Source organism: Streptomyces sp. ISL-36 (genome assembly GCF_018614205.1).
GTDB lineage: Bacteria > Actinomycetota > Actinomycetes > Streptomycetales > Streptomycetaceae > Streptomyces.
Genome location: NZ_JAGGOS010000028.1, coordinates 325 through 23,310, shown reverse-complemented (window position 1 = coordinate 23,310; position 22,986 = coordinate 325). Strand labels below are relative to the sequence as shown.

At 72.2% G+C, this 22,986-nt stretch carries 18 protein-coding genes and 1 pseudogene; 5 read left to right on the top strand and 14 right to left on the bottom strand.

Annotation, left to right across the window (positions count from 1 at the left end; genetic code table 11):
* The first annotated feature begins 147 nt into the window (after window positions 1–147).
* Together dxs and J7E93_RS07785 are read left to right on the top strand one after the other, a co-directional pair.
* Window positions 148–2,067, top strand: a complete 1,920-nt coding sequence (dxs, locus tag J7E93_RS07790) for a 1-deoxy-D-xylulose-5-phosphate synthase (protein ID WP_215066777.1) — start codon at window positions 148–150, stop codon at window positions 2,065–2,067.
* A 202-nt stretch (window positions 2,068–2,269) separates the two neighbouring features.
* Window positions 2,270–3,745, top strand: a complete 1,476-nt coding sequence (locus J7E93_RS07785) for an amino acid permease (protein WP_251066212.1) — start codon at window positions 2,270–2,272, stop codon at window positions 3,743–3,745.
* On the opposite strand, the gene J7E93_RS07780 is transcribed toward J7E93_RS07785, so the two are convergent.
* From J7E93_RS07780 to J7E93_RS07745, 8 genes are all read right to left on the bottom strand, one after another.
* Entirely contained in the window at window positions 3,739–4,116 is a 378-nt protein-coding gene (locus J7E93_RS07780; RefSeq protein WP_215066773.1) for an NTP pyrophosphohydrolase, read from the bottom strand. The genes J7E93_RS07785 and J7E93_RS07780 overlap by 7 nt on opposite strands.
* 12 nt (window positions 4,117–4,128) lie before the next feature.
* On the bottom strand, window positions 4,129–5,199 hold the full coding sequence (locus J7E93_RS07775) for an LCP family protein (RefSeq protein ID WP_215066771.1): 1,071 nt from the start codon (window positions 5,197–5,199) through the stop codon (window positions 4,129–4,131).
* A gap of 141 nt (window positions 5,200–5,340) precedes the next feature.
* Window positions 5,341–7,470, bottom strand: a complete 2,130-nt coding sequence (locus tag J7E93_RS07770) for a 3-hydroxyacyl-CoA dehydrogenase NAD-binding domain-containing protein (RefSeq protein WP_215066769.1) — start codon at window positions 7,468–7,470, stop codon at window positions 5,341–5,343.
* Window positions 7,467–8,693 carry an acetyl-CoA C-acyltransferase gene (locus J7E93_RS07765; protein WP_215066767.1) on the bottom strand — a complete coding sequence of 409 codons (1,227 nt, stop codon included), beginning with the start codon at window positions 8,691–8,693 and terminating at the stop codon, window positions 7,467–7,469. The genes J7E93_RS07770 and J7E93_RS07765 overlap by 4 nt, the downstream gene beginning before the upstream one ends.
* A gap of 212 nt (window positions 8,694–8,905) precedes the next feature.
* Window positions 8,906–10,189 carry a ribonuclease D gene (locus J7E93_RS07760; protein ID WP_215066764.1) on the bottom strand — a complete coding sequence of 428 codons (1,284 nt, stop codon included), beginning with the start codon at window positions 10,187–10,189 and terminating at the stop codon, window positions 8,906–8,908.
* Window positions 10,190–10,337: 148 nt separating this feature from the next.
* Window positions 10,338–10,907: a hypothetical protein gene (locus J7E93_RS07755; RefSeq protein ID WP_251066206.1), complete on the bottom strand. Its 570-nt coding sequence runs from the start codon at window positions 10,905–10,907 to the stop codon at window positions 10,338–10,340.
* Between the two features lie 211 nt (window positions 10,908–11,118).
* A complete protein-coding gene (locus tag J7E93_RS07750; protein ID WP_215066762.1) occupies window positions 11,119–11,784 on the bottom strand; it encodes a response regulator transcription factor in 666 nt (221 codons plus the stop codon).
* A 289-nt stretch (window positions 11,785–12,073) separates the two neighbouring features.
* Entirely contained in the window at window positions 12,074–12,778 is a 705-nt protein-coding gene (locus tag J7E93_RS07745) for a DUF3000 domain-containing protein (protein ID WP_215066760.1), read from the bottom strand.
* Window positions 12,779–12,868: 90 nt separating this feature from the next.
* Between J7E93_RS07745 and hemE the strand changes: the two genes are divergently transcribed.
* The gene (gene hemE / locus J7E93_RS07740; protein ID WP_215066759.1) at window positions 12,869–13,945 is read left to right on the top strand and encodes a uroporphyrinogen decarboxylase; all 1,077 of its coding nucleotides are present in this window, start codon (window positions 12,869–12,871) and stop codon (window positions 13,943–13,945) included.
* Window positions 13,946–14,008: 63 nt separating this feature from the next.
* Here hemE and J7E93_RS07735 read toward each other — a convergent pair whose 3' ends face one another.
* From J7E93_RS07735 to J7E93_RS07725, 3 genes are all read right to left on the bottom strand, one after another.
* Entirely contained in the window at window positions 14,009–14,500 is a 492-nt protein-coding gene (locus J7E93_RS07735) for a hypothetical protein (protein ID WP_215066757.1), read from the bottom strand.
* Between the two features lie 66 nt (window positions 14,501–14,566).
* On the bottom strand, window positions 14,567–15,940 hold the full coding sequence (locus J7E93_RS07730) for an FAD-dependent oxidoreductase (RefSeq protein WP_215066754.1): 1,374 nt from the start codon (window positions 15,938–15,940) through the stop codon (window positions 14,567–14,569).
* Between the two features lie 27 nt (window positions 15,941–15,967).
* The gene (locus tag J7E93_RS07725) at window positions 15,968–17,002 is read right to left on the bottom strand and encodes a DUF4349 domain-containing protein (RefSeq protein ID WP_215066752.1); all 1,035 of its coding nucleotides are present in this window, start codon (window positions 17,000–17,002) and stop codon (window positions 15,968–15,970) included.
* Window positions 17,003–17,128: 126 nt separating this feature from the next.
* Between J7E93_RS07725 and hemG the strand changes: the two genes are divergently transcribed.
* Window positions 17,129–18,718: a protoporphyrinogen oxidase gene (gene hemG, locus J7E93_RS07720; RefSeq protein WP_215066750.1), complete on the top strand. Its 1,590-nt coding sequence runs from the start codon at window positions 17,129–17,131 to the stop codon at window positions 18,716–18,718.
* 17 nt (window positions 18,719–18,735) lie between these two features.
* Window positions 18,736–19,449, top strand: coding sequence for a hydrogen peroxide-dependent heme synthase (gene hemQ, locus J7E93_RS07715; RefSeq protein WP_215066748.1), 714 nt, complete (start codon window positions 18,736–18,738; stop codon window positions 19,447–19,449).
* A 63-nt stretch (window positions 19,450–19,512) separates the two neighbouring features.
* On the opposite strand, the gene J7E93_RS07710 is transcribed toward hemQ, so the two are convergent.
* From J7E93_RS07710 to J7E93_RS36850, 3 genes and pseudogenes are all read right to left on the bottom strand, one after another.
* Window positions 19,513–21,156, bottom strand: coding sequence for an alpha/beta hydrolase (locus J7E93_RS07710; protein ID WP_215066746.1), 1,644 nt, complete (start codon window positions 21,154–21,156; stop codon window positions 19,513–19,515).
* 106 nt (window positions 21,157–21,262) lie between these two features.
* Complete coding sequence (locus J7E93_RS07705; protein ID WP_215066744.1) at window positions 21,263–22,306, bottom strand: TIGR04222 domain-containing membrane protein; 1,044 nt, start codon at window positions 22,304–22,306, stop codon at window positions 21,263–21,265.
* A 7-nt stretch (window positions 22,307–22,313) separates the two neighbouring features.
* Window positions 22,314–22,986: pseudogene (locus J7E93_RS36850) on the bottom strand (hypothetical protein); the annotation flags it as partial.

Here is a 22,986-nt window from a genome sequence, read left to right as displayed (position 1 = left end):
TACCGTCGCCGGGGGGTGCCTCCGCTCAGCGGTGTGTCGGCCATCGGTGTGACGCACAACCCGCCGCCCGATGACCGAGGCCGGGGGCGGAACATTAGACTCGACAAAATCGACAAGCTCGACCAGCTCAAAGGCAAGGAGGCACGGGTGGCTCTGCTGACCCGTATCAGGGGACCGCGCGATCTGGACCGGCTCTCCCCGGAACAGCTGGAACAGCTGGCCGAAGAGATCCGGACGTTTCTCGTGGACGCCGTCTCCAAGACCGGTGGCCACCTCGGCCCCAACCTCGGCGTGGTCGAGCTGACCATCGCCCTGCACCGCGTCTTCGACTCCCCGAAGGACAAGGTCCTCTTCGACACCGGCCACCAGAGCTACGTGCACAAACTGCTCACCGGTCGCCAGGACTTCTCCAAGCTCAAGATGAAGGGCGGCCTGTCCGGCTACCCCTCGCAGGCCGAGTCCGAGCACGACGTCATCGAGAACTCGCACGCCTCGACGGTCCTCGGCTGGGCCGACGGTCTCGCCAAGGCCAACGAGATCCTGAAGAAGGACGACCACGTCGTCGCCGTCATCGGCGACGGAGCCCTCACGGGCGGCATGGCCTGGGAGGCGCTGAACAACATCGCCGCCGCCAAGGACCGCCCGCTGGTCATCGTCGTCAACGACAACGAGCGCTCCTACGCCCCGACGATCGGCGGCCTCGCCAACCACCTGGCCACGCTCCGTACCACCGACGGCTACGAGCGCTTCCTCGCCCGCGGCAAGGACATCCTGGAGCGCACCCCCGTCGTCGGGAAGCCGCTCTACGAGACCCTGCACGGCGCCAAGAAGGGCCTGAAGGACTTCATCGCCCCCCAGGGCATGTTCGAGGACCTGGGCCTGAAGTACGTCGGCCCCATCGACGGCCACGACATCGAGGCCTTGGAGTCCGCCCTGACGCGCGCCAAGCGTTTCGGCGGCCCGGTGATCGTCCACTGCCTCACCGAGAAGGGCCGCGGCTACCAGCCGGCCCTGGCGGACGAGGCCGACCGCTTCCACGCCGTCGGCAAGATCCACCCCGACACCGGCCTGCCGATCGCCTCCTCCGGCGCGGACTGGACCTCGGTCTTCGGCGAGGAGATGGTCAAGCTCGGCAAGGAGCGCGAGGACATCGTCGCGATCACCGCGGCCATGCTCCAGCCCGTCGGCCTCGACAGGTTCGCCAAGGCCTTCCCCGAGCGGGTGTACGACGTCGGCATCGCCGAGCAGCACGCCGCCGTCTCCGCCGCGGGCCTCGCCACCGGCGGCCTCCACCCGGTCTTCGCCGTCTACGCGACCTTCCTCAACCGCGCCTTCGACCAGGTCCTGATGGACGTGGCCCTGCACAAGTGCGGCGTGACCTTCGTCCTGGACCGCGCGGGCGTCACCGGTACCGACGGTGCCTCCCACAACGGCATGTGGGACATGTCGATCCTCCAGGTCGTGCCCGGTCTGCGGCTCGCCGCCCCGCGCGACGCCGACCAGGTCCGCGCCCAGCTGCGCGAGGCCGTCGAGGTCACTGACGCCCCGACCGTGGTCCGCTTCTCCAAGGGCGCCGTCGGCCCCGCCGTACCGGCCCTCGGCCGCATCGGCGGGATGGACGTCCTGCGCGAGCCCGGCACCGACCGGCCCGACGTCCTGCTCGTCTCCGTCGGCGCACTCGCCCCGATGTGCCTGGAGATCGCCGATCTCCTCGACAAGCAGGGCATCACCACGACCGTCGTCGACCCCCGCTGGGTCAAGCCGGTCGACGAGGCCATGGCGCCCCTCGCCGAGCAGCACCGGGTCGTCGTCACGGTCGAGGACAACAGCCGCGTCGGCGGTGTCGGCTCGGCCGTCGCCCAGGCCCTGCGCGACGCGGGCGTCGACGTACCGCTGCGCGACTTCGGCATCCCGCCGCGCTTCCTCGACCACGCCTCCCGCAAGGAGGTCATGGCCGAGATCGGGCTGACCGCCCCGGACATCGCCCGCCAGGTCACCGGCCTGGTCTCGCGCCTGGACGGCCGCTACGAGGACAGCAGCCGGGCCGTGGAGCCCGCCCGCGACTGAACCCTCGCCCGACAGCGGCGACGGAGCGTCACCACTAGGCCGGTCGGACCACCTCACGGGGTGGCCGACCGGTCCTTTCGTGTGAAACCCGTTCCGTCGACGCGCGCCACCACCGCACCGTCTCGATCATGGGTCCTGTTACCGACGGCACGGAGGTACGACGGTGAGCACGGACCAGCAGCCACCCCAGGCGCGCTCCGGGATGTTCCGGACCAAGACGGTCGAGCAGTCGATCCGCGACACGGAAGAACCCGAGCACGCGCTCAAGAAGTCCCTCTCCGCCTGGGACCTGACCGTCTTCGGCGTCGGTGTCATCATCGGCACCGGCATCTTCGTCCTCACGGGGAAGGTGGCCAAGGAGAACGCCGGCCCCGCCACGGCGCTGGCGTTCGTCGCCGCCGGCATCGTCTGCGCGCTCGCGGCCCTCTGCTACGCCGAGTTCGCCTCGACGGTCCCGGTCGCCGGATCCGCGTACACCTTCGCGTACGCCTCCATCGGCGAACTGCCCGCCTGGATCATCGGCTGGGACCTCGTCCTGGAATTCGCCCTCGGCACGGCCGTCGTCGCGGTCGGCTGGTCCGGCTACGTCCGCTCCCTGATGGACAACATCGGCTGGCATCTACCCGCGGCCCTCCAAGGGCCCGACGTGCCCGACGGCACCTTCGACATCCTCGCCTTCCTGCTGGTCCTGGTCCTGACCGTGATCCTGGTCCTCGGCATGAAGCTCTCCGCGCGGATCACCGCGCTCGTCGTGGCCATCAAGGTCACCGTGGTCATGATCGTGATCGTCGCCGGTCTGTTCTTCATCGTCGGAGACAACTACTCGCCGTTCATCCCCGACTCGGTGACCCCGCCCGCCGGCTCGGGCTGGGACGCCCCGCTCGTACAGACGATCTTCGGCTACGAGCCCACCAACTTCGGCGTCATGGGCATCTTCACCGCCGCGTCCGTCGTCTTCTTCGCCTTCATCGGCTTCGACGTGGTGGCCACCGCCGCCGAGGAGACCCGGCTCCCGCAGCGCGACATGCCCCGCGGCATCCTCGGCTCGCTCTTCATCTGCACGGTGCTCTACGTCGCCGTCGCGCTGGTCGTGACCGGTATGCAGCACTACAGCCAGCTGTCGGTGAGCGCCCCGCTCGCCGACGCCTTCAAGGCCACCGGCCACCCGTTCTTCGCCGGTGTCATCAGCTTCGGCGCCGCCGTCGGTCTCACCACCGTCTGCCTCATCCTGCTGCTCGGCCAGACCCGGGTGTTCTTCGCGATGAGCCGTGACGGACTCCTGCCGCGCTTCTTCTCCGTCACGCACCCCCGCTTCAGGACGCCCTACCGGCCGACCATCCTGCTCGGCGTGATCATCGCGATCGTCGCGGGCTTCACCAGCATCAACGAGCTGGCGACCCTGGTGAACATCGGCACGCTCTTCGCCTTCGTCATCGTGGCCTTCGGCGTGATGGTGCTGCGCCGCAGCCGCCCCGACCTGCCCCGCGCCTTCCGCACCCCCTGGGTGCCGGTGCTCCCGATCGTGTCCATCGCCGCGTCGTTCTGGCTGATGCTCAACCTGCCGGGCGAGACCTGGTTCCGCTTCGCCGTCTGGATGGTCGTCGGCATCGTCGTCTACTTCCTGTACGGGCGGGGCCACAGCCGCCTCGGCAAAGCCGGCCCGAACGCCCTCTACTGAGGCGTTTCCCGGACGGCGCGCGGGCCCACGCAGCGGGCCCCGTGCTCGCCCACCCTCCGCCGCAGTTCCCGGTCGGCCGTGACCACCACGCACGGCCGGCCCGCCGCCTCCCGGGCCAGCTCCACGATCCGGTCGTCGCCGCTTCCCGGCGCCTCCTCGACCCGTACGCCGGCCACGGACTCGACACCCCGCGCCCGGCCCTCCACGACCAGCACGACCTCGAAGGGGCCGCCGTCCGGCACCGGCCCGGCCACGAGGCGGTCGCGCAGCCGCTCGGCGGCCCCGCGCCGGTCGCGCCACCACCCGTCGGGCACGGAACCGACGACATTGGCGCCGTCGACGATCAGAAGAGGCAGATCCGTACGATCCATACGGCCAGGATGTCAGCCGCCGGTGGCGGGAGACTTCTTCGCCGACGCGGGGATCGGCGCGTCCTCGCGGATCGCCTTCCACAGCCGCGAGGCGTTCGGCTCGGCGGCGACGACCCGGTTCGGGTCCTTCTTGTCGTACGCCACCGGCAGCATGATCGTCTCCATGGTGCTCGGGTCGACGCCGTTCATCGAACGGGCGAACTCGCTCAGCGCGGTCAGCGAGGCGAGCCCGGAGTCGGTGGTGAGCGCCTTGGTCGCCGAGTCGGCGATCTCGTAGGTCTTGGCCGGGCTGCCCAGCAGATCCTGCTTCTTCACCTCGCCGAGCAGGGCCATGAGGAACTTCTGCTGGTTGCTGATGCGCCCGAGGTCGCTGCCGTCCTTGACGCCGTACCGGGTCCGTACGTACGCGAGGGACTGCGTGCCGTCGAGGCGCTGTGGACCGGCCGCCAGGTCGAGCCCGCCCGGGCCGTTCTCGATGGGCTCGTCGATGTCGACGGTGACGCCGCCGATCGCGTCGACCAGGTCCTTGAAGCCGGAGAAGTCGATCTCCAGATAGTGGTCGAGCCGGATGCCCGACATCGTCTCGACCGTCTTCACGACACACGCCGGACCGTACTGCGCGTACACGGAGTTGAACATCACCCGCTGCGCGGTCGGCGCCGTGCCACCGCCGGACCTCTGACACTCGGGCCGGGTGACGAGCGTGTCGCGGGGGATGCTGATCGCGGTGGCCCGGGTGCGGCCCTCGGGTATGTGCACCACGAGCGCGGTGTCCGAGCGGGCACCGGAGACCTTGCCCCCGTCCAGCGCCGCGTTGGCACCGGCCCGCGAGTCCGAACCGAGCACCAGCAGGTTCTGGCCGGCCGTCGGCAGCCTCTGCGGGCGGTCGTCACCCAGAGCCTTGTCGAGGTCGACGGCCTTGATGTTGCCGTCGATGCGGGAGTACGTCCAGTACGCGAGGGAGCCCGCCGCCACGACGGCGACCAGCAGCGTCCAGAGCAGAGCGCGTCGCACACGCTGCCCGCGGGTGCGGGGTCTGCGCCGGGCGGCGCGTGAGCGGGTCGGGGTCGTGTTCTCCGTCATGGGTTCGCACTATAAGACAGGCTTTCGACTCCCGTTCGCGGTACGGGATTTCACGACCCGTCAGGGACGGCCGACGGCCCCGGCACCAGGAAGGGGTGCCGGGGCCGTCGGGGTACCCGTGCGCTGCGCGCGGGGTCGTGGTTACGCGGGGACGCTCGCCACGCCCTGGGCGAGGAAGCGCTTCCCGTTCACCCGCTCCGAGACGCCCTCACGGTCCAGGTACGGCGTGATGCCGCCCAGGTGGAAGGGCCAGCCGGCGCCCGTGATCAGGCAGAGGTCGATGTCCTGCGCCTCGGCGACGACACCCTCCTCCAGCATCAGGCCGATCTCCTGCGCCACCGCGTCCAGGACGCGCTCGCGGACCTGCTCCTCGGTCAGGACGACGTCGCCCTGCTTGAGGAGGGCGGCGACCTCGGGGTCCAGCTCCGGACGGCCGGAGTCGTAGACGTAGAAGCCGCGCTTGCCGGCCTCGACGACCGCCTTCAGGTTGGGGGAGACCTTGAAGCGCTCCGGGAAGGCGCGGTTCAGGGTCTCGGAGACGTGCAGACCGATGGCCGGGCCGACGAGCTCCAGGAGGACGAGCGGCGACATCGGCAGGCCGAGCGGCTCGACGCCCTTCTCGGCGACGGCGACCGGGGTGCCCTCGTCGATGACGTTCTGGATCTCGCCCATGAAGCGGGTCAGGATGCGGTTCACGACGAACGCCGGGGCGTCCTTGGTGAGGACCGCGGTCTTCTTCAGCTTCCTCGCCACGCCGAAGGCGGTGGCGAGCGAGGCGTCGTCCGTCTGCTCGCCGCGCACGATCTCCAGGAGCGGGAGGATCGCGACCGGGTTGAAGAAGTGGAAGCCGACCACGCGCTCCGGGTGCTGGAGCTTGGAGGCCATCTCCGAGACGGAGAGCGAGGAGGTGTTGGTGGCGAGGATCGCGTGCGCCGGGGCGACCGCCTCGACCTCCGCGAACACCTTCTGCTTGACGCTCATCTCCTCGAACACGGCCTCGATGATGAAGTCCGCGTCCGCGAAGCCCTCGGCCTTGTCCAGGACACCGGAGACGAGGCCCTTGAGACGGTTGGCCTTGTCCTGGTTGATCCGGCCCTTGCCGAGCAGCTTCTCGATCTCGGCGTGGACGTAGCCCACACCCTTGTCGACGCGCTCCTGGTCGATGTCGGTCAGGACGACCGGCACCTCGAGGCGGCGCAGGAAGAGCATGGCCAGCTGCGAGGCCATCAGACCGGCGCCGACGACACCGACCTTGGTGACCGGGCGGGCCAGGGACTTGTCCGGGGCACCGGCCGGGCGCTTGGCGCGCTTCTGCACCAGGTTGAAGGCGTAGATGCCGGAGCGCAGTTCGCCACCCATGATCAGGTCCGCGAGGGCCTGGTCCTCGGCGTCGAAGCCCTTCTGCAGGTCGCCGTCCTTGGACGCCTCGATGATGTCGAGGGCGCGGTAGGCGGCCGGGGCGGCGCCGTGCACCTTGGAGTCGGCGATGAAGCGGCCCTTGGCGACGGCCTGGTCCCAGCCCTCACCGCGGTCGATCTCGGGACGCTCGACCGTGACGGTCCCGTTGAGGACGGAGGCCGTCCAGATCAGCGACTGCTCCAGGAAGTCCGCGCCCTCGAAGATCGCGTCGGCGATGCCGAGCTCGAAGACCTGCTTGCCCTTGAGCTGACGGTTCTGGTTCAGCGAGTTCTCGATGATGACCGAGACGGCCTTGTCGGCACCGATCAGGTTCGGCAGGATCGTGCAGCCGCCCCAGCCGGGGACCAGACCGAGGAAGACCTCGGGCAGCGAGAAGGCCGGCAGCGCCTTGGAGACGGTGCGGTAGGTGCAGTGCAGACCGACCTCGACACCGCCGCCCATCGCCGCGCCGTTGTAGTACGCGAAGGTCGGCACGGCGAGCGCGGAGAGGCGCTTGAAGACGTCGTGGCCGCCCTTGCCGATGGCGAGCGCGTCGGAGTGCTGCTTGAGCAGCTCGACGCCCTTGAGGTCGGCGCCGACCGCGAAGATGAACGGCTTGCCGGTGATGCCGACGCCGACGATGGCGCCCTCGGCCGCCTCCTTCTCGACCTGGTCGATGGCGGTGTTGAGGTTCGCCAGCGACTGGGGGCCGAAGGTGGTCGGCTTGGTGTGGTCGAAGCCGTTGTCCAGCGTGATCAGCGCGAACCGGCCCGCGCCCGCGGGCAGTTCGAAGTGCCGTACGTGTGCGCTGGTGACGACCTCGTCCGGGAACAGCTCGGCCGCACCCTTCAAAAGCTCAGCGGTGGTGCTCACTTGCTGCCTCCGGCGTCCTTGTGGTTCGGGTTCTCCCAGATCACGGTGGCGCCCATGCCGAAGCCGACGCACATCGTGGTGAGGCCGTAGCGGACCTCCGGCTGCTCCTCGAACTGGCGGGCCAGCTGCGTCATCAGCCGCACGCCGGAGGAGGCCAGCGGGTGACCGTAGGCGATCGCGCCGCCGTACTGGTTCACGCGGGCGTCGTCGTCGGCGATGCCGTAGTGCTCCAGGAACGCGAGGACCTGGACGGCGAACGCCTCGTTGATCTCGAAGAGGTTGATGTCCTCGATCGAGAGGCCGGCCTTGGCCAGCGCCTTCTCGGTCGCCGGGATCGGGCCGTAGCCCATGACCTCGGGCTCGACGCCGGCGAAGGCGTACGAGACCAGGCGCATCTTCACCGGGAGGTCGTTCTCGCGGGCGAAGTCCTCGGAGGCGATGATCGAGGCGGTGGCGCCGTCGTTGAGGCCGGCCGCGTTACCGGCGGTGACGTTGCCGTGGACGCGGAACGGCGTCTTCAGGTTGGCCAGCGACTCCAGCGTGGTGCCCGGGCGCATCGGCTCGTCGGCGGTGACCAGGCCCCAGCCCGTCTCGCCGGCCTCGGGGCTCGTGCGGCGGACCGAGATCGGCACCAGGTCCTGCTGGATCTTGCCGTCGGCGTACGCCTTGGCGGCCTTCTCCTGCGAGCGCACGGCGTACTCGTCGGCGCGCTGCTTGGTGATGCTCGGGTAGCGGTCGTGCAGGTTCTCGGCGGTCATGCCCATGAAGAGGGCGGACTCGTCGACCAGCTTCTCGCTGACGAAGCGCGGGTTCGGGTCGACGCCCTCGCCCATGGGGTGGCGGCCCATGTGCTCGACACCACCGGCGATGACGGCGTCGTACGCGCCGAAGGCGATCGAACCGGCGACGCTCGTGACGGCGGTGAGGGCACCGGCGCACATGCGGTCGATGGAGTAGCCCGGGACGGACTGCGGCAGTCCGGCGAGGATGCCGGCGGTGCGGCCGAGGGTCAGACCCTGGTCACCGATCTGCGTGGTCGCGGCGATGGCGACCTCGTCGATCTTCGCGGGGTCGAGGCCGGGGTTGCGGCGCAGCAGCTCCCGGATGGCCTTCACGACGAGATCGTCGGCGCGGGTCTCGTGGTAGATGCCCTTCGGGCCCGCCTTGCCGAACGGGGTGCGGACGCCGTCGACGAAGACGACGTCCCTGACGGTACGAGGCACGATGGCTCTCCTCCAGGTGCGGGATGGCACTGCACTGCTGCTGCGCGCACACCTAAGCGCGCGCTTGCTGGGACCATGCTACTTGCGGGTAACCAAGCTGCCCAGCCCCTGGGGGCGGAGCGGCGAAGGTCACACCCGGAAAGAGGTACGCGAAAGCCCCCGGCAGGGGTGCCGGGGGCTTCGACAAGGTGCTCCATGCGGGGGCCGGCTCGCTACGCCGTCGCCGACAGGGCCGTCAGCAGGAGCGGGGTCACCAGCTCCACCTGCCAGCGGCGGGCGCCGCAGCCCGTGAGGGCCTCCGCGACCGTCTCCGGGGTCGCCGGGGCCGGCGGCTCCCAGCAGACCCGGCGGACCGTGTCCGGGGTGATCAGGTTCTCCTGGGGCAGGTTCAGCTCCTCGGCGAGGGCCGAGATGGCGGTGCGCGCCGCCGACAGGCGGGCGGCGGCCACCGGGTCCTTGTCCGCCCAGGCGCGCGGCGGGGGCGGGCCCGCGATCGGCTGGCCCGGCTGAGGCAGCTCGACGTCGGGGAGCGCCTTCGCGCGGTCGACGGCCGCCTGCCACTGCTCCAGCTGACGCCGGCCCATGCGGTGACCGAAGCCCGGCAGCGCCGTCAAGGCCGCCACGTTCGACGGCACCGCGAGCGCCGCCTCCACGATCGCCGCGTCGCTCAGCACCTTGCCCGGTGAGACGTCACGCTTCTGGGCGATCCGGTCGCGCGCCGTCCACAGCTCCCGTACGACCGCCATCTGGCGACGGCGCCGCACCTTGTGCATGCCGGACGTGCGCCGCCACGGATCCTTGCGCGGCGGCGTGGGCGGCGCCGCGGCGATGGCGTCGAACTCCTCGTGGGCCCACTCCAGCTTGCCCTGCCGGTCGAGCTCCTTCTCCAGTGCGTCACGCAGGTCGACGAGGAGCTCGACGTCCAGCGCGGCGTACCGGAGCCAGGGCTCGGGCAGCGGACGGGTGGACCAGTCCACGGCCGAGTGGCCCTTCTCCAGGGCGTAGCCGAGGACGGACTCGACCATCGCCCCGAGCCCGACGCGGGGGAAGCCCGCGAGCCGGCCGGCGAGCTCGGTGTCGAACAGCCGCGTCGGCACCATGCCTATGTCGCGCAGACAGGGCAGGTCCTGGGTCGCCGCGTGCAGGATCCACTCGGCCCCGGCGAGCGCCTCGCCGAGCCCGGACAGATCCGGGCACCCCACCGGGTCGACGAGCGCGGTACCGGCGCCCTCACGGCGGAGCTGGACGAGATAGGCGCGCTGGCCGTAGCGGTAGCCGGAAGCGCGCTCGGCGTCGACGGCGACGGGGCCGCGGCCGGCGGCGAAGGCGGCGATGACTTCCCGCAGCGCGTCGTCTGTCGCGACCACCGGCGGGATGCCCTCACGGGGCTCCAGCAGCGGGATCGGCAGCCCATTCGCAGGGACGTCGTCGTCCGGGGGAGCGCCCCCGGTGGTTCGCAGTGCTGTGTCTGCTGCGGTCTCTTGGGCGTCGGTCACGTGTCAAGGGTATCTGCCCGGACGGACGGCTTACTTGAACTGTTGCCAGAAGGCGCTGCTGACCTGCGAAAACTATTCTCGGTGGCGCTCGCGGATTCGTACTGCTTCGCGGGGCCTCATGCCCTCGACGTGCCGCGGCCCGGTCGCTTCAGGGGGACGCGGTCCGGTCGAAGCTGGTGATGTTGAGCTTCACGTCGGTGGTGTCCAGGGTGGTGAAGAAGTCGCCTTTCACGGTCTGCCCGGGCTGGACGTTGAACTCGTGCTCGGTGGAGTCGGCGACCCGCACTCCGTTCGGCGCCACGGCTTCCCAGTCCCAGGTGTAGTCCGACTTCTCCGAGCTGTGGTTGGTGATCGTCCAGGTGACCCAGATGTTCTTGAATCCGGATGCGGACCGGTCGTCCAGCTTGAAATCGATGAGGTCACGCTGCTCCCGGGTCCGCTCGTTGTCGGTGGGGCGGGGAGTCTCGGGCGCCGGGGGCTGCGGAGCGGTCGTGGCCGGTTCACGCGGTGACGGGGTGCCGGGCTCGGACACCGGCGGCGGAACCGGTCCGGGCGGCGGCGTGCCATCGTCATCGCCGCCGAGCGAGCCGAGGGCTATCCCGAGGACCAGGGCGACGATGGCGAGCGCGGAGATCCAGATCCACTTGCGGGGCTTCTCGCGGGGCGTGTCGGACGGACGACGCCATGGCCCCCACCGGGGCTGCTGTGGGGTGGTCATGATCGCAGACCCTCCTCGACGAGCGAGGCAGGCACCTCCGATGTCGGTGCGTCATCAACACTACGCCGCGCCGGAGGGAGGCGGGTCGACCCGCGGCAGTCAGGGCGGGGCGCAGGGACCGGCGGTGGCGGTGAACGGGAAGCGCCTGCCGACGGAAACGTTCCGTCGGCAGGCGCCGATCCTCTCGCGGGCGGTCAGGGAGCCGTCCGGTTCAGTGGATGATCCCGGTGCGCAGCGCCACCGCGACCATGCCGGCCCGGTCGCCGGTGCCCAGTTTGCGGGCGATCCGGGCGAGGTGGCTCTTCACGGTCAGGGCGGACAGGCCCATCGAGACGCCGATGGCCTTGTTCGACTGGCCTTCGGCGACCAGCCGGAGCACCTCGACCTCACGGCCGGAGAGCTCGCGGTAGCCGCCCGGGTGGCTCGGGGCACCCGGGGGGCGGCGGTGGCCGAGGCGGGCGGCCGCGGCGCCGATGGGGGCGGCGCCGGGGCGGGTGGGATGCCCGATGTTCGTACGCGTACCGGTGACGACATAGCCCTTGACGCCGCCGGCCAGGGCGTTGCGTACGGCGCCGATGTCGTCGGCCGCGGAGAGGGCGAGGCCGTTGGGCCAGCCCGCCGCGCGAGTCTCGGACAGCAGCGTGAGGCCGCTGCCGTCGGGGAGGTGGACGTCGGCCACGCAGATGTCGCGGGGGGTGGCGACGCGGGGGCGGGCCTCCGCGATGGACGACGCCTCGATGACGTCTCGTACTCCAAGGGCCCACAGGTGGCGGGTGACGGTGGAGCGGACGCGCGGGTCGGCCACGACGACCATGGCGGTCGGCTTGTTCGGACGGTAGGCGACCAGGCTTGCGGGCTGCTCGAGGAGAACGGACACACGGCCTCCTGGGGAGATGCGGGACGGAGCCGGCTCGGGGAAGAAGCCGGGGGCGACCCGTGCGGTGAAGGGGTCATTGACCTCTTCGGCAGCTCGGGCGCCCGCCTTTAGGGAAAGATCACGATTTAGTGAGTAACAATTCGGGCAATTCGGACACGCGATCGATCATCCTACGAGTGAGCCTCCGTCCGGGTGGCACCCGAAACCGCCCCGAAACCGCCCCGAACCAGCCCCGGAACGGCCTCGCAACCGGCCCCGGAACGGCCCGTCGGCCCGCCCCGGACACGGCCTAAGGCTGCTGCGGCCCTCTGCGCTGGGGCAGCGACACGACCCCCGCGCCCGAGGTCGTGCCCGCCCCCGGGTCGGGCGGGGACGGCGGCAGGCCGGCGATCTGGCAGAGCAGGTCGCACCAGGCCGCCAGGTGCCCCGCGGTGTCCGGCGTGCCCGCCGGCCCCTCCTGAGGGGTCCAGGACGCACGGATCTCGATCTGGGTCGCGGGGCGCCGCTCGGCGAGCCCGCCGAAGTAGTGCGAACCCGCCTGCGTGACGGTGCCGCTCGCCTCCCCGTACCCGAGACCGCGCGCCTCCAGGGCGCCCGTCAGCCAGGACCAGCAGACCTCCGGAAGCAGCGGGTCCGCCGCCATCTCGGGCTCCAGCTCCGCCCGGACCAGCGTCACCAGCCGGAACGTGCCCTTCCAGGCGTCGTGCCCGGCCGGGTCGTGCAGCAGGACGAGCCGGCCGTCGGCCAGGTCCTCCTCGCCCTCGACGACGGCCGCCTCCAGCGCGTACGCGTACGGCGCGAGCCGCTGCGGCGGCCGGGTCGGATCGATCTCGATCTCCGGCCGCGGCCGGGCCGCACGCAGTGCCTCGACCGCCCGCCGGAAAGCGGGCGGCACCGGGTTCGCCTCCGTGCCGTTCGAGGTGGTGCCCGCCGTGTCGCCCGCCCCTCCGTCGCCGTCGGAATGATCGGAAAAATGTCCCTGAGCCGCAGCCATGCGGGGAAGAGTAGGCGGAACGGGGGCCTCGCGCAGGGAGGGACACCCGGCCCGGGCGAGCGGCTTTCGGCGCATGCGAAGATTCTGGGCGTGAGTGCCAACGACAGCCCCTCGGGCCAGCGGACCCAGCCGCCAGCGCAGACGTACGACTCCCCGTTCCTCAAGGCGTGCAGGCGGGAGCCCGTGCCCCACACGCCGGTCTGGTTCATGCGGCAGGCCGGGCGCTCGCTGCCCGAGTACCTGAAGGTCCGCGAGGGCATCCCGATGCTCGAGTCCTGCATGCGGCCCGAGCTGGTCACCGAGATCACGCTGCAGCCCGTACGCCGCCACAAGGTGGACGCGGCGATCTTCTTCAGCGACATCGTCGTCCCGCTCAAGGCCATCGGCATCGACCTCGACATCAAGCCCGGCGTCGGCCCGGTCGTCGCCGAGCCGATCCGCACCCGCGCCGACCTGGACCGGCTGCGCGACCTGACCCCTGACGACGTCTCGTACGTCACCGAGGCCATCGGGATGCTCACCGGCGAGCTGGGCTCCACGCCGCTCATCGGCTTCGCCGGGGCACCTTTCACCCTCGCGAGCTACCTCGTGGAGGGCGGCCCGTCCCGCAACCACGAGCACACCAAGGCGCTGATGTACGGCGACCCGCAGCTGTGGGCCGATCTGCTCGACCGCCTCGCCGAGATCACCTCGGCCTTCCTCAAGGTCCAGATCGAGGCCGGCGTCTCCGCCGTCCAGCTCTTCGACTCCTGGGTGGGCGCCCTGGCGCCGGCCGACTACCGCCGCTCGGTGATGCCCGCCTCCACGAAGGTCTTCGACGCGGTCGCCTCCTCGGGCGTCCCGCGCATCCACTTCGGTGTCGGTACGGGTGAGCTGCTCGGCCTCATGGGCGAGGCGGGCGCGGACGTCGTCGGCGTCGACTGGCGCGTCCCGCTGGACGAGGCCGCCCGTCGCGTCGGTCCCGGCAAGGCGCTCCAGGGCAACCTCGACCCGGCCGTGCTCTTCTCCACGCGGGAGGCCGTGGAGGCCAGGACGGACGAGGTCCTGGCCGCCGCGAAGGGCCTCGACGGGCACGTCTTCAATCTCGGTCACGGGGTGCTGCCGACGACCGATCCGGACGCGCTCACGCGTCTGGTGGAGTACGTCCACACGCGCACGGCGGTCTGACGCCACCGGTGCTCACCACCGGTGCTCGCCGCCGATCGCGGTGGCGAGCACCGGCCGGGTGCGTCAGAACTCGCAGTTGACGGGCGGGTTGCCGGTGACCCGGCAGACGTCGGTGCCGGGGCCCGCGTCGATGAAGCCGCCGTTCGCGGCCACCCGGAAGTAGTCGTTGCCGGTGTCGCCGTACACCTGACCGCCGGCCGTGACGGGGCCGGTCAAGGCGAAGTAGTCGGCGTCGGGGCCGCCGCCGAGGACGCCGGAGACCGAGCCGGACGACGTGACCTCGAAGTAGTCCCGGCCGAGGCCGCCGGCGACCGTGCCGCCGACCGGGCCGGTGAGGACGAACGTGTCGGCGCCGCCGAGGCCGTCGACCGTGTCTTCCGGGTCCACCGACGAACACCGGATGTAGTCGTCGCCGGGCGTGCCGTTCACGTCTCCGTCCGGGCGGGGCATGCCGTTGACCGTGCACGCGGTCGCGGCGTGGGCGGGCGTGCTCAGGGCGAGCGGTGCGATGACGAGTGAGGCGGCGCAGAGCGCGCGCACTGTGTGTCGGATCATGGGGCCAGTGACCCACGGTGACGAAACGCGCGCAAACCGTCACCACGGGTCACTGGTCCGGCCGGGTCAGCCGGCCGCCCGAACGGCCGACAACGCCTTCCGCGCCGCCACGAGCACCGGGTCCCACACCGGCGAGAACGGCGGGGCGTAGCCCAGGTCCAGGGCCGTCATCTGCTCCACCGTCATCCCCGCCGTCAGGGCCACTGCCGCGATGTCCACCCGCTTCGCCGCACCCTCCTGCCCGACGATCTGCACGCCGAGCAGCCGGCCCGTCCGGCGCTCGGCCAGCATCTTCACCGTCATCGGAGCCGCCCCGGGGTAGTAGCCCGCCCGACTGGTCGACTCCACCGTCACCGTCACGTACGAGAGTCCGACCTCGCGGGCGTCCTTCTCGCGCAGCCCCGTCCGGGCGATCTCCAGGGCGCACACCTTCGACACCGCCGTACCGACGACCCCCGGGAACGTGGCATAGCCGCCGCCCACGTTCGCACCGATGACCTGCCCGTGCTTGTTGGCGTGCGTGCCCAGCGCGATATGGCGCTCGCGGCCCGAGACCAGGTCGAGGACCTCGACGCAGTCCCCGCCCGCCCAGATGTTCTCCTGGCCCCGCACCCGCATCGCGAGATCGGTCAGCAGCCCCCCGTACACCCCCAGCGGCAGCCCGGCCGCCCGCGCGAGGGCCGTCTCCGGCACCACGCCCGTCCCGAGGATCACCACGTCCGCCGGGTACTCGGCGTCGTCCGTCCCCACCGCCCGGACCCGGCCGTCCTCACCGGTGAGGATCCGGGTGACGGCCGACGAGCCGACCGTGGTGATGCCGAGGCCGTCCATCGCCCGGTGGACCAGCCGGCCCATGTCCGGGTCGAGCGTCGCCATCGGCTGCTCGCTCCGGTTGAGAACGGTCACCTCGTAGCCGCGGTTCAGGAGCGCCTCGGCCATCTCGACGCCGATGTACCCGGCGCCCACCACCACCGCCCGCCGGCCCTTGGTACGCCGCAGCGAATCGAGCAGCGCCTGTCCGTCGTCCAGGGTCTGCACCCCGTGCACCCCCGGGGCGTCGATCCCCGGCAGCGGCGGCCGCAGCGGACGGGCGCCGGTCGCGATCACCAGCTTGTCGAAGCCCGTCCACGCCTCCTCGCCCGACTCCAGGTCCCGGGTGCGGACCCGCTGCCCGTCGACGTCCACCTCGGTGACCTCGGTCCGCATCCGCAGATCGATGTCCCGCGCTCGGTGCTCCTCGGGGGTGCGCGCGATCAGCTCGTCGCGTTCGGCGACGTCGCCGCCGACCCAGTACGGGATGCCGCAGGCCGAGAACGAGGCGAAGTGGCCGCGTTCGAAGGCGACGATCTCCAGTTCCCCGGGCTTCTTGAGCCTGCGCGCCTGCGATGCGGCGGACATGCCCGCCGCATCGCCGCCGATGACCACCAGTCGTTCACTCATACGAACACGCTACGTGGCGCCGCTCGTTCAGTCCCGCCGCTGCGCCGAAGGTGCGTCAGGTCCCGAGGCGGGCGCCGGGACAGGGGCCGGGGACGCGGCCGTTCCTGTCCCCGTGTCCGGGGTCGGGGCCGCGTTCGGGGCGGCGGCGGCCCGGCGGCGCAGGCGCGGCCGGAGCAGCCGGCGCCACACCACGTACAGGACCACGGCCACCGCCAGCCACGGCGCGACCGCCGCCAGCACGATCGCCACCCAGGCGAGCGCCGTCACCAGCGCGTCCCAGCCGCCCGCGAGCGCGTCGAGGAGGCCGGGACGGTCGTCCTTCCCCGCCGCCTTCTCCTTCTCCTTCTCGGTGAGTTCGAGGGTGATGGTCGACAGGGAGGTACGGTCCTTCAGCGAGGCCTGCTGGGCCAGCAGCGACTCCAGGTCCGCCTGGCGGCGGCTCAACTCCCCCTCCAGGGTGACCACATCGCTCAGCTTCGTCGCCCGGTCCATCAGCGCCCGCACGCGTGCGACGCTCGCCCGCTGGGTGGCGATCCGGCTCTCCACGTCCACCACCTGCTCGGTGACGTCCTTGGCGTCCGCCGTGCGGGACAGCAGCTTGCCGGTGCCCGACAGTTCCCCCAGCACCGACTCGTACCGCTCCTGCGGCACCCGCAGCACGATCCGCGAGGTCACGTGCGTGTCGTCGACCCGCTCGGTCGACTCGTTGGACACCTGACCGCCCGCGCCCGCGGTGACCCGGCGGGCGGTGGCCAGCGCCTTGGACGCGTCCTCGACCTCCACGAAGAGCTCGGCGGTACGGATGACGTGCTGCTGCGGCGCGGCGGACTTCCCCTTGTCCGCGTCCGGGCTCTTCGCCGCCGCGCCCGGGCCCTTCACCGCGTCCGGCGCCGTCTGTTCGTACCCGCTGTCCGCCGCGCCCTCGGCCCCCTCGGCCCGCTCGGCTCCCTTGGCGTCGGTCAGGCTTCTCTCCGCGATGTCGCCGCTGTCCGCCGCGGCGCAGCCGGCCAGTGCCAGCGAGGCCGTCAGCAGCACGGCGGCCACCCTTCGCGCTCCACGCATGTGAGTCCCCCCGGGGGTGGTGGTGAGTGTTGTCCGTTCGACGTACGGGGCGGTGGCGCGGTTGCCGCCGGGCGATCGCGAAGCGGTCACGTTCTGGCCTCGGAACGGGTTTGAGAGAGTGGGGTCATGAACGCGGACACCACGGCCGGGGCATCGGGGCAGGAACGAGCACACGTTTCGGGGCGGGCGCCGGCACACGTCGTCGTCGTCGGAGGCGGGATCGCCGGACTCGCCGCCGCCCACCGGCTGGTCACGGCCGGCGTGCGGGTGACTCTCCTCGAAGGCGGCGACCGGATCGGCGGCAAGCTGCTCGCCGGCGAGATCGCCGGCGCCCCCGTCGACCTCGGCGCGGAGTCGCTGCTCGCCCGGCGCCCCGAAGCGGTCGCGCTCGCCCGGGCCGTCGGCATCGGCGACCGCCTCCAGCCACCGGCCACCACCACCGCCTCCGTATGGTCGCGGGGAGCGCTGGTCCCCATGCCCAAGGGCCATGTGATGGGCGTACCCGCGGACGGGGAAACGGTCGGCGGGCTCCTCTCTGACGAGGGCGTGCGCCGGGTCGGGCAGGACCGTGAACTCCCGCCGACCGAGATCGGCGACGACATCGCCATCGGCGCGTACGTCGCCGACCGGATGGGCCGTGAGGTCGTCGACCGGCTGGTGGAGCCGCTGCTCGGCGGCGTGTACGCCGGAGACGCGTACCGGATCTCCCTGCGCGCCGCCGTTCCCAAGCTCTTCGACGCCGCCCGCACCCACCCGACGCTCAGCGCCGCAGTCCGCGCCGTACAACAGGCCGGTGCGGCGACCCCGGCCGACGCCGCCGGCACCGCCACCGGCCTCGGCGGCTCCGCCTTCATGGGCATCGACGGCGGCGTCGGCACCCTGCCCGGCGCCGTCGCGGACGCGATCCGCGCGGCGGGCGGCGAGATCCTGGTCCACGCCCCGGTCACCGAACTCCGCCGCCTCGCGCCGCACGACGGCGGGGCGTCCCGCACGCCGTGGCAGGTCGTCACGCCCGGGCGGACCTTCCACGCCGACGGTGTCGTCGTCGCCACCCCCGCCTGGTCCGCCGCCGAGCTCCTCGCCGACGAGGCGCCGGCCGCCTCCGCCGAGCTCGGGGCCGTCGAGTACGCCTCGATGGCGCTGATCACCCTCGCCTTCCGGCGCGCCGACATCCAGGGGCTGCCCGGATCCGGGTTCCTGGTGCCGCCCGTCGACGGGCACACCATCAAGGCGTCCACGTTCTCCAGCCAGAAGTGGCGGTGGGTCGCCGACGCGGCCCCCGATCTCTTCGTCCTGCGCACCTCCGTCGGCCGCTACGGCGAGGAGGAGCAGATCCACCGCGACGACGCCGACCTCGTCGAGGCGTCGCTGAAGGACCTAGGTGCGGCGGCCGGGCTGACCGCCCGGCCCGTGGCCACCACCGTCACCCGCTGGATCGGCGGCCTGCCGCAGTACCCCGTCGGCCATCTCGGCCGGGTCGCCCGCATCCGCGAGGCGGTCGCCGAACTGCCCGGGCTGCGCCTCGCCGGAGCGGTGTACGACGGCGTCGGCATCCCCGCCTGCATCGCCTCCGGCCACCGCGCGGCCGACGAGATCACCGAGGAGATCACCGAGGAGATCACCTCGGGAATCACCGAGGAGATCGCCGACGAGATCGCCGACGAGATCATCGCCACGTCGAAAACGGTGGACCCTGGTGCGGGGCACTGTCCGTGACGGGCGAGAATAGGCGTATGAGTGCGCCCGAAAAGATCCCGAACGCCGGTAAGAAGGCGAAGGACCTCAACGAGGTCATCCGCTACACCCTGTGGTCCGTGTTCAAGCTGCGCGACAACCTGCCCGACGACCGCGCCGGCTACGCCGACGAGGTCCAGGAGCTGTTCGACCAGCTCGCGGCCAAGGACATCACCATCCGTGGCACGTACGACCTCTCCGGTCTGCGCGCCGACGCCGATGTCATGATCTGGTGGCACGCCGAGACGAGCGACGAGCTCCAGGAGGCGTACAACCTCTTCCGCCGCACCAAGCTGGGCCGCGCCCTCGAACCGGTCTGGTCCAACATGGCGCTGCACCGCCCCGCCGAGTTCAACAAGTCGCACGTCCCGGCCTTCCTGGCCGACGAGACGCCCCGCGACTACGTGAGCGTCTACCCCTTCGTGCGCTCCTACGACTGGTACCTGCTGCCGGACGAGGACCGCCGCCGCATGCTCGCCGACCACGGCAAGATGGCGCGGGGCTTCCCCGACGTCCGCGCCAACACGGTCGCCTCGTTCTCGCTCGGCGACTACGAGTGGCTCCTCGCCTTCGAGGCCGACGAGCTGCACCGCATCGTCGACCTCATGCGCCACCTGCGCGCGTCCGAGGCGCGGATGCACGTCCGCGAGGAGGTCCCCTTCTACACCGGCCGCCGTCGCTCCGTCGCGGAGCTCGTGGCCGGCCTGGCCTGACGGCCGTACGAACCTGGTGACGGCCCGGCGCCCAGCCGGGCCCTCACCCCTTGACCCGGAAGATCAGACGGCGGGCGGGAGCCCCGACCGCCGCTCCAGCGACACCGGGTCCGGCTCCGGGTGCGGCGCGCACGACGCGCGCCGCACCGGCGTCCTTCCGGGGACCGCACCGGTCAGCAGGTACTTCTCCAGGTGTCCGTTGACGCAGGCGTTCGCCCCACCGCCGATGCCGTGCGTACCGGCGTCCCGCTCGGTCACCAGGGCCGACCCGGACAGCCGTCGCTGCAGCTCCAGCGCTCCCTCGTACGGGGTGGCCGCGTCGCGCTCGGCGGCCAGGATGAGCACCGGCGGCAGCACGCCGGGACCGGTCCGCACGTCCAGCGGCTTCTGCCGGGGCGCCTTCCAGTAGGCGCAGGGGAGATTCGTCCAGACGTTGTCCCACGTCTCGAACGGGGCGAGCTTCGCCAGCCGGGTGTTGTCCCGGTCCCAGACCGCGAAGTCCTCCGGCCAGGGAGCGTCGTTGCACTCCACCGCCGTGTAGACCGCCGTCCCGTTGCCCGGGTCCTCGCCGTCCGGTACGGACGGCTCCGGTACGGACGGCTCCGACGCCGGTGCCGACGCCGATGCCGGGGCCGCCTGTTCGATCAGCGGCTTCGGGTCCCCCTTCAGGTACCGGGAGAGTGCCGTGGCCCGCAGCGCCCAGTAACCGTCGTGGTAACCGGCCTGCAGCATCGCCGCGTGCAACTGCCCCGGGCCCACCTTGCCGCCCGCCGGCCGCGCCGCGAGCCCGACGCGGACCTTCTCGTAGCTCTGCCGCACCTCCTCCGCCGTGCTGCCCAGGCCGTACACCTTGTCGTGCTTGGCGACCCAGGTGCGGAAGTCGGCCCAGCGGCGCTCGAAGGCGAGCGACTGGTCGAGGTTGTTGACGTACCAGATCTGCCGCGGCGCGGGATGGACGGGCGCGTCGAAGACCATCCGGCGCACGCGCTGCGGGAAGAGCGTCGCGTACAGCGCGCCGAAGTAGGTGCCGTACGAGGCTCCCATGTACGTCAGTTTCGGCTCGCCCAGGGCCGCGCGCAGCACTTCGAGATCGCGCGCGTTGTTGAGCGAGTGGTAGTGCCGCAGGGCCGCGCCCGTGCGCTGCGCGCAGCCCAGCGCGTACGTCTTCGCGCGGGCGATCCGCTCCTGCTTGAAGACCTCCGAGGGCTCCGTGGGAGCGAGTGTGGGGCCCTTGGCGCGGTCGGCGGGGTCCTGGCAGGACACGGGGGCGGAGCGGCCCACACCGCGCGGGGCGTAGCCCACCAGGTCGTACGCGGCCGCGATCCGCTTCCAGGCGGGGAGTTGCGCCGCCGTCGGGAAGGACGTCGAGGAGGCGCCGGGGCCGCCGGGGTTGTACACGAGCGCGCCCTGACGGCTCCCGGCCGGCCCCGAGGCCTTGATCCGGCTGACGGTGAGCGCGATCCGGGTGCCGTCGGGGTCCGCGTAGTCGAGGGGGACCCGGACCGTGCCGCACAGGACGGACGGCGGCAGCTGCTCCGCCGCCGGGCAGGTGGTGAAGTCGATGCCCTCGGCGGCCGCCCGGCGGGCGGCGGTCAGAGTGCCCCGCTCCTCGGCGGGCGGGACGTCCGGGGCGGCCGTGGCGGGTGCGGCGGCGAGCGAGGACAGCACCATCGACCCGGCGGCCCCGAACAGCGCGAGCGTTCTCATCGCCACTTCCCTTCGTACGAAGACGGACGGAAGGATCGTCGACAGGAGCGCCGCCCTTGTGCAAGGACCGCCGAGGGGTGTCGGGAGCAATGCCCCCGATGCGCCGTCAGGAGCTTGAGCTGGAGCTGGAACAGCTCGAACCGCTGCTGCTGGAACAGGAGCTTCCGCTGGACCCGCCGGAGCTCGAACAGCTGGAGCCCCCGCCGCCTCCGGAGGAACCACAGCTGGAGCCGCCACCGGAACAGGAGCCGGCGGAGCAGCCGCCTCCGCCTCCGCCTCCTCCGCTGCTGCCGCAGCCGCCTCCGCCACTCCCGCCGTCCGCACCGGCCGCGCACCACACGGCGACGAGTCCGGCGGTGTCGGCGGTGTAGGTGGGCCGGCCACCGCCACCGCCCCGGCGCCGGGGCGCGTACACCCGGGCCGCCGCCAGCAACTGCTCCCGCAGGATCAGGTCCGGCAGGGCCCGCAGCCCGTGCAGCGCGACCAGATGGCCCGCGTCGGCGAGATGGCCGTACGCCCGGCCGTACACGGCGACGGCGTGGCGGCCCGCAGGGGTGACCCGGCCCGAGGCGATCGAACCGCACACCACGGCGGTGATTCCGGCGCCCAGCAGTGCGGGCAGCACCTTGAGGATGAACGGGACCGGCAGGTCGCCGGCATCCGCCCCCGCGAGGTCCAGGACCGTCAGGAAGAGGGAGACGGGGACCAGCACGAGGGAGGAGATTCCCAGGCCCGCGCTCCAGCGGAGCACCGAGCGCCGGGCGGAGGGCGTGACGATGAGCCCCCGCGCCGCCAGCGCGTCGCCGACCTCCTGGACGGCCGGGTGACGCATCACCATCAGACGAAGGTGGTGCAGCGCGCCGTGCGGGGCGGCCGCGTGCTGCTGCAGGACGGCGCGTTCGACGGGGTCGTGGGCCGTGGGGCGGAGGACGGCGACGATGCCCGGGCCGCCGATCGCGATCCGGCCGTCGGCCTGGAGCGCGGCGAGCGCCGCGTCGACGACCCGGGCGGGGCCGCCGTTCAGGAAGGCGGCCTCATGGCGGTCGTGGAGGGGACCGCCGGCGCCGGCCCGGGTGCGGGAGACCTTGACGATCAGAAGGACGGCGCAGGCGGCACCGGCCAGGTAGAAGAGAACGGCGAGCGTGTTCATGGCCCCGTCACCTCCTGACGAGTACGGCGCGGGCGGCACGGACGAGACGGGTGGCCCGGCCCGGCGGGCGCGCGCCCGCCCGGTCCTGCCACCAGTGGGTGAGCCGACGGCGGGCGTCGGGGTCCTCGGGCCGCCCGGCGATGAGCAGGTGCTCGACGAAGTCGAGGGCGTCGCGGCGGTAACCGCCGGACATGGGGCGGGACTTGGCGTACGCGAGGAACGCGGGCCGGTAGCCGTCGCCGAGGATCTCGGGGAGCTCAGGGGCGATCTTGGCGATCACCCCGGCCCGCTTGGCCGCCAGCGCCCGGCTCTGCACACCGAGCCGCCGCGTGTCGAACCCCTCGGGCGCGGGCGTCCCGGCGACGAGCGCGGACAGCAGAGCGGCCTGCGCGAGAGCGACCCGGGCGCGGGCCCGGTCGGCCTCGCCGATCCGGCCCGTGGGGCCGGCCGCGGACCCGGCGGGCCCTCCGGCCTCCGAAGCCCGGACGGCCCCGGCGGACAGTGAAGCCCGGCCCGCCCGGGCGGACTCCGGCTTCACGGCGTCGTGGGGCCTCGCCGTCCCGATGGGGCGCGTCGGCTCCGCCTTCACGGCGTCGCGGGCCGACCTCGGCTCCCCGGCGACGCCCACCGATCCCCGCTCCCCGGTGTCGTGGGCGGACTCCGGCTTCCCCGCTCGGGGG